The sequence below is a fragment of the Bowdeniella nasicola genome (assembly GCF_001907295.1).
Lineage (GTDB): Bacteria > Actinomycetota > Actinomycetes > Actinomycetales > Actinomycetaceae > Bowdeniella > Bowdeniella nasicola.
The window spans coordinates 1-5,957 of sequence record NZ_MQVR01000104.1 but is presented as its reverse complement, the minus strand read 5'-3'; the positions used below and the strand labels follow the sequence as shown (position 1 = coordinate 5,957).

The window sequence follows — 5,957 nt, the reverse complement described above, 5'->3', positions numbered from 1 at the left end:
GTGAGTTGTAGAAGATGAACTCGAGGATCACGCGGTGACCGCCCTGCTGTCCAGCACGACCACCCCGCTACACCACTATGAGGGACTCAACTACAAACTATTTGACACCCCCAGGCGGAAGGTGCTCGACGTCGTTCACCGAGGCCACCAGCCGGGCAGTTCCTGCGCGGAGAAGCTCGTGGGTGCCAATACTCGACACGCTCGTAACCGGCCCGGGCACCGCTGCGACATCACGACCCAAGCGATGCGCTTCTCGGGCCACGCCCAAGGCTCCTGATCGTGCGGCCGCTTCGACGATCACCGTTGTGCCAGACAAGGCAGCAAGCAACCGATTGCGAGCCAGGAAGCGATGCCGCGTCGGCACAGCCCCGGGAGGCAGCTCGCTCACCAGGGCACCGACATCAGCGACCTGCTTCAGCAGGTCGTGATGCCCGCGAGGATAGAGCCGGTCCACGCCTCCGGCCAGCACCGCGATCGTGTCACCACCAGCAGCCAACGCTCCACGATGCACTGCACCCTCGACCCCAAAAGCACCACCAGCGACCAACAGCCGCTCCCGACTCGCCAGATCACCAGCCAACTCGCTGGCGACCCGCTCACCATAAGACGTGGACGCACGAGAACCGGTCACGGTGACCAGGTCCTCCAACGGGCGCGCGAGGAACGACGTCGCGCCACGCACGAACAGAACATACGGGGCACGCTCCCCAAGATCATCGCAGGCCCGCGGCCACTCCACGTCACCCGGAATCAACGTGGCGAAGCCCCCGTTCTCGACCGTCCGCAACCGCTCACTGAGCCGCTCGACCTCCTGTGGAGAGAGCCGGTCACGCCACACCTGTGCATCCACCCGGCTCAGACCCGGAACTGCGGCATCACTGTCGAGTAGCCTCAGAGTCTCGACAGCACCCCGCTGCTGTAGCAGACGACCAGTCGTTGCATCGTCGGGCTCGGCCAACAACGACAGCACCACCCGGGCACGACGTTCATCAACACCAAGACCAGCAACACCAGACATGACGGCTCCTCCTCGACCGGACTTCGCCGAGAAGGTGCGCCAACGCAGCCCGCGAGCCTCGCGAGGCGGTCAGGCCGTCGGCGCTGGTGAACGCGACGGCAAGCGCCGCTCGCGACGCTCAGCAGCGCGGGCTCGCACCAACAACACCACGCTTACCGGGCCCATCACTAGGAACTTGAACGCGTTCCAAATGCACAGCAGCACCAGCAGGTGGAACCACCCCGGCGCACCGCGGTCGATGAGAATCGTCAGGATGTTCGCGACCCCGAGGTACGGGATGGCCAGCATCATCGCCGGGACGCCGCACTTCAGCCCGCGTCGCCTGCGGAGCTTGTCCAACACGATGTTGGTCGGCATGTAGCGGCGCAGGAAGTCACGCGTGTGGATGCTGACGATCCAGATCAGGCGAAACTTGAGCACAGTCCTCTCCTCGTCTCCGGCGACAAGGAATCGAGAAGGACCGCTCCGGCCGAAGCCAGCTGGTCGTCCCACCACGTCCGGCGGTGGGGCACGCAGGTGGAGGCCGCCTACCCACAAGATACCGTTGTTGACGTTGCGTTGGAAGAGTCCCGGTGCTTGGTGACATGACCCGCTTGGGCTCTCACCCCCAGAAGATCGGATCCTGGTGGCTGTCGATGTAGTCGAGCAGTGACTGGACGTTGTTCGTCGGACGCTTGCGGGTGTACTCGTGGAACTTCATGTACCGGTCGCGCCAGTAGATGCTCCACTGCCCAGTCTTGACGGTGTAGCGGAGGCGCGCGACCGGGAACCGTGTCCAGTCTCCCTGCCCGTCCCAGGGCGGCCTCGTCTCAATGATCGTGACGTGCCGGTCGGCAATCTCGGCTTCTACCCGCGCTTGATCCCACAGGTGCTCGGGCACGCGTTCACGGCACCAGCGGCCGATGCGCAGCAGGTCGGTCTCGGGCATCGCCATACGTCCATTCTGCTATCCGAGCTCCTCGGTAGCCTCGAAGCTGTGGCGGCAGGGCAAGTCCATCGGGGAGCATCACGTTGCGGCGGAGCTGGCCCGAAGTAGCTCACGCTGGTGCGGACAGTGTGAAGGCAGTCCCATCCCCGCCGACCCGGATAACGGTCGGGTGGTCGAGATTCAGGTGAAGACGGCGCAAGGCTCCACCTGGCGATCGCTTCGCTAGCTCGACTCGAAGTCACAGGATCCAAGGTCAGCAGGAATGGTACGTCATGGCGGCCGTTCCGCATGACCCATGCCGTGCAGGAAGCTCCGTGGTGCCTCGTCCGCATGTCGTCCCAGCGGCGTGGGGCGAGCACATGAACCCGATCACCTGGTCACATCCGCGTGCCGCGAGGCGTCCTCGCGGCACAGGCGCGATCATAGGCTTATGGCGATTCGGCGGTGCCAGGGAGCTTGCCGCTTGCGGCCGCAACGATGCCTACACAGGAGGGATCGACGTGGTCGCGGCGGGGAGTCGCGACCCGACAGCAGTTGCATGTCATATCTTGGCTCTGGAGGAGGCCGTCAAGTGAGGTCACGCCCCGCTGGCTGGAAGCGATCGCGATCGCTCAGCAAGCTAGTGCCCCAGTCCCTATCGGAAGGTCGCTCAGCATGGCAACGGTAGAACAGCAGGTTCTGGACTCGAGCAACGCGATCGACCAGAACATCTCGGCAATCACGACCGACCGTGGATTCTTGTCACAGAACCTGCTGCAATACTTGCGCCATCTGGTCGAGGGCTTGGTCGTCTATGCGCACGTCCCAGATCGGACGGTGACGTACAACTACCAGACGGAGTTTGATGCTGCTCGGGACGCAGTGAACGGCGATGCCCGCTATCGACTGTTGACGCGCTTCCACAGCCTGCTCCAGATCAGTGTCTCGCACTACACACTCGACCGGGACCCCTCTGAGCGCCTGATGCTCAAATACTACGAGTACCTGCTACGCACACGCGACCTCGCGAAGCAGCACCTCGGCCTGGACATCCTCCGGAATCTCGAGCAGTTTCCGCTTCACGAGGATCCGGCACTCCGCGCGTATTACGAGAAGATTGCTGGCCGGATTGAGGCATCGAAACACGACTTGCTGACCGGCAAGACCGAGCGTTACTACATCAACAGCTCTCGACCGTTCTTCATTGGCAGCCGAATCTACTACGAGGTCACCTTCAGCCTAGCCCACAACCGGACAAGCAAGTTTGATCGGATCATCGGCTTCACCGACATTGATGTGAGCGACTACTACGCTGCACAACTCGAGCTTGCGAACGACTCAATCGACGTGCTCGGTCAGACGATGCCGATCATCATCGTGCGCGACTGGTCGGTGTCCATCCGACCGTGCGAGTTCGACAACTTCGCTCGACTCCTCGGACAGCAGACCACGGTGCAGTCGGGACACGTCGAGTACCGCAATCTGATGCGGTACCTAACAATGACACGTCACAGTCTGCTCGACCTCCTTGACTCGTCAGACGAGGTGTACAACCAGGTGAAGACATGGGTCCTCACGAACGCTCAGCGAACGCCTCTAATCTTCCCTGCACTGGACGCGGCGAGGGCAATCATCGGTCACAACCGTCCAGGCACCCGACTCTTGCGCTACCTGATGCTCCGGATGAACAACCAAATCCTGAAGGCACAGTACGACGTTAATCAGTGCGGGTGGCTCTCGAACCTGAATGTCTCAAGCGGCTGCCGTCCGTTCGACACGATGCCGTACTGTACGTCGCCCCGGAAACACAACCCGAAGTTTACTGACCTCGCGGCTAGCATCGATTCTTCGAACAGGAAGCACGAGCTACTTGCGCGACGGGTACGCGTCAACGTCGAGCAGCACGGCATGATCTACACACCCGAAGGCGACCTCGAAGACCTCGGGGACATCGACGACCTGATCAGGCGCCACAACGCCGCTCTTCCACCGACACCACGGCATGCCCCACGCAAACTCCAACGCGCCAACGGCCACGTGTTCATCGTCGGGTACGAGGACGGCACGGTAGAGATCATAGAGCAGCTCCAGAAGATCGCCTCGAATGGCATTGAGGACTACGCGGACGATGTCGCCGCATGGCTTGACGAGAACGCGAAGCTTCCGGACGGTGATCCGCAGAAGGTTGACGATGAGATCAAGGCTGATGCCCTGCGGAAGCTCTTCTCCCACTCGAAGGTGGCCCTCATCTACGGAGCCGCAGGTACCGGCAAATCCACGATGGTCAACCACATCGCCAACTACTTCGGGCGTGAGCGGAAGCTCTTCCTGGCACACACCAACCCGGCCGTCGACAATCTGACGCGCCGCGTCGACGCTCCCAACGCACACTTCAGCACAATCTCGAAGCATGTGCGGGGCGACTGGGACACGTCGGGTCATTTCGATGTCGTAGTCATTGATGAATGCAGTACGGTCAGCAACGCTGCGTTCCTCGAGGTGCTTGCCAACACCGAATTCGATCTGCTGGTGCTGGTGGGTGATGTCTACCAGATCGAGTCCATCGAGTTCGGGAACTGGTTTGGCGCAATTCGCTCGTACATCCCGCCAGAGTCAGTACACGAATTGACGCACCCGTTCCGCACTACCGACGAGGAGCTCCTGACGCTCTGGGATCGAGTGCGTGACCTTGACGACCGGATCGAAGAGTCACTGTCGAAAAATGAGTACTCCAAAGAACTAGGGGAGTCGCTCTTCGCACGGCACGGTGCCGACGAGATCGTGCTCTGTCTCAACTACGACGGCTTGTACGGGATCAATAACGTCAACCGCTTCCTTCAGGCGAGCAACCCGAACCCGGCCCACGTCTGGGGTGAAGCTGTTTACAAGGTTGGCGATCCGGTGCTCTTCAATGAGACGGATCGCTTCCGTCCGCTGATCTTCAACAACATGAAGGGCAATATTGTTGGGATTAGCCAGGCGCCCGGGAAGATCACCTTCGACATCGACCTTGGGCTCGAGCGTGAGGCGACAGCGACGGAGGCGATGCTCTCGAACCTCCGCGTCGTTGGAGACTCCGTGGTTCAGTTCGACGTCATCGAGCGCCCAGACACGGACGAGGACGATGACTCGACGACGACCATCGTGCCATTCCAGATTGCCTACGCGGTTTCGATCCACAAGGCGCAGGGTCTCGAGTTTGACTCGGTGAAGGTTGTTATCACGGAAGCTAACGAAGAGAATATCTCGCACAGCATCTTCTACACAGCGATTACCCGGGCTCGAAAGCATCTCGAGGTCTACTGGACACCTGACACTCAGACTCGGATCCTTAGCCGACTGGAGGTTCGCGAGAACAAGAAGGACGAGAACCTGCTTCGGCAGCGTCGCGGCGTGGTTCCGGTAGTCAAGGTGCCCAAACGACAGAAGGTGCGTCAGAAACCGTAACTGCCTGGATCGGGTCACTGATGGACCTAGGGCTTGCCACCGGGTGCACACGAATCACGTTGCCCAGTCACCGTGCGGCAGCTAACCGTGGCGAGTAGCTCGAAGTCCCGGTACGGTGGACCCATCCGTAGGGGTGTGCTTTCTATCTGGCGACGAGGCTTGGAGCTCGCGACGGTCCGCACTATCGGGCCACCCGAGCATAGGGCCTTTACGTATGTCCAATTTGCTGCGAACCAGAATCGGATCGTCTTCACTCCTGCTTGGGGACGCTTGTCTCAGGTTTACTCGTAAGCATCTCGGCCCCGTTACTTCTATGAAGGTTTGAGACCGAGTGAGCCACATTCGTAGTTGTACTGACCGGAGAGGTTGATTGAGACAGTCACTCGTCGTGGCCGCGGACGGGCCTGGCGTTTACTGGGGGTTCCCAACTTCCTGAATCGTGTGGCCGCTTCAGGGTGAACCTGAGCTGGTCGGCGACCCGCTTGATCGCCCCACGGTCAAGTCCCTTGTAGTGGTGTAACGGCGTTTTCCTCTCGTTTGGGGTTTTAGCTTGCTAGTGCGGGCGTGTCGGTATCGGTCATGGTC

The 5,957-nt window shown here is 60.9% G+C and carries 4 protein-coding genes; 1 reads left to right on the top strand and 3 read right to left on the bottom strand.

Annotation, left to right across the window (positions count from 1 at the left end):
- Window positions 1-97: 97 nt before the first annotated feature.
- From BSZ39_RS11895 to BSZ39_RS11885, 3 genes are all read right to left on the bottom strand, one after another.
- Window positions 98-1,018, bottom strand: a complete 921-nt coding sequence (locus BSZ39_RS11895; RefSeq protein WP_083603331.1) for a DNA-processing protein DprA — start codon at window positions 1,016-1,018, stop codon at window positions 98-100.
- A 69-nt stretch (window positions 1,019-1,087) separates the two neighbouring features.
- On the bottom strand, window positions 1,088-1,438 hold the full coding sequence (locus BSZ39_RS11890; protein WP_222842955.1) for a sulfate permease: 351 nt from the start codon (window positions 1,436-1,438) through the stop codon (window positions 1,088-1,090).
- Between the two features lie 181 nt (window positions 1,439-1,619).
- Window positions 1,620-1,952 carry a DUF3024 domain-containing protein gene (locus BSZ39_RS11885; RefSeq protein WP_073717540.1) on the bottom strand — a complete coding sequence of 111 codons (333 nt, stop codon included), beginning with the start codon at window positions 1,950-1,952 and terminating at the stop codon, window positions 1,620-1,622.
- 648 nt (window positions 1,953-2,600) lie between these two features.
- Here BSZ39_RS11885 and BSZ39_RS11880 point away from each other — a divergent pair.
- Window positions 2,601-5,372, top strand: a complete 2,772-nt coding sequence (locus BSZ39_RS11880) for an ATP-dependent DNA helicase (RefSeq protein WP_073717539.1) — start codon at window positions 2,601-2,603, stop codon at window positions 5,370-5,372.
- The last annotated feature ends 585 nt before the right edge of the window (window positions 5,373-5,957 follow it).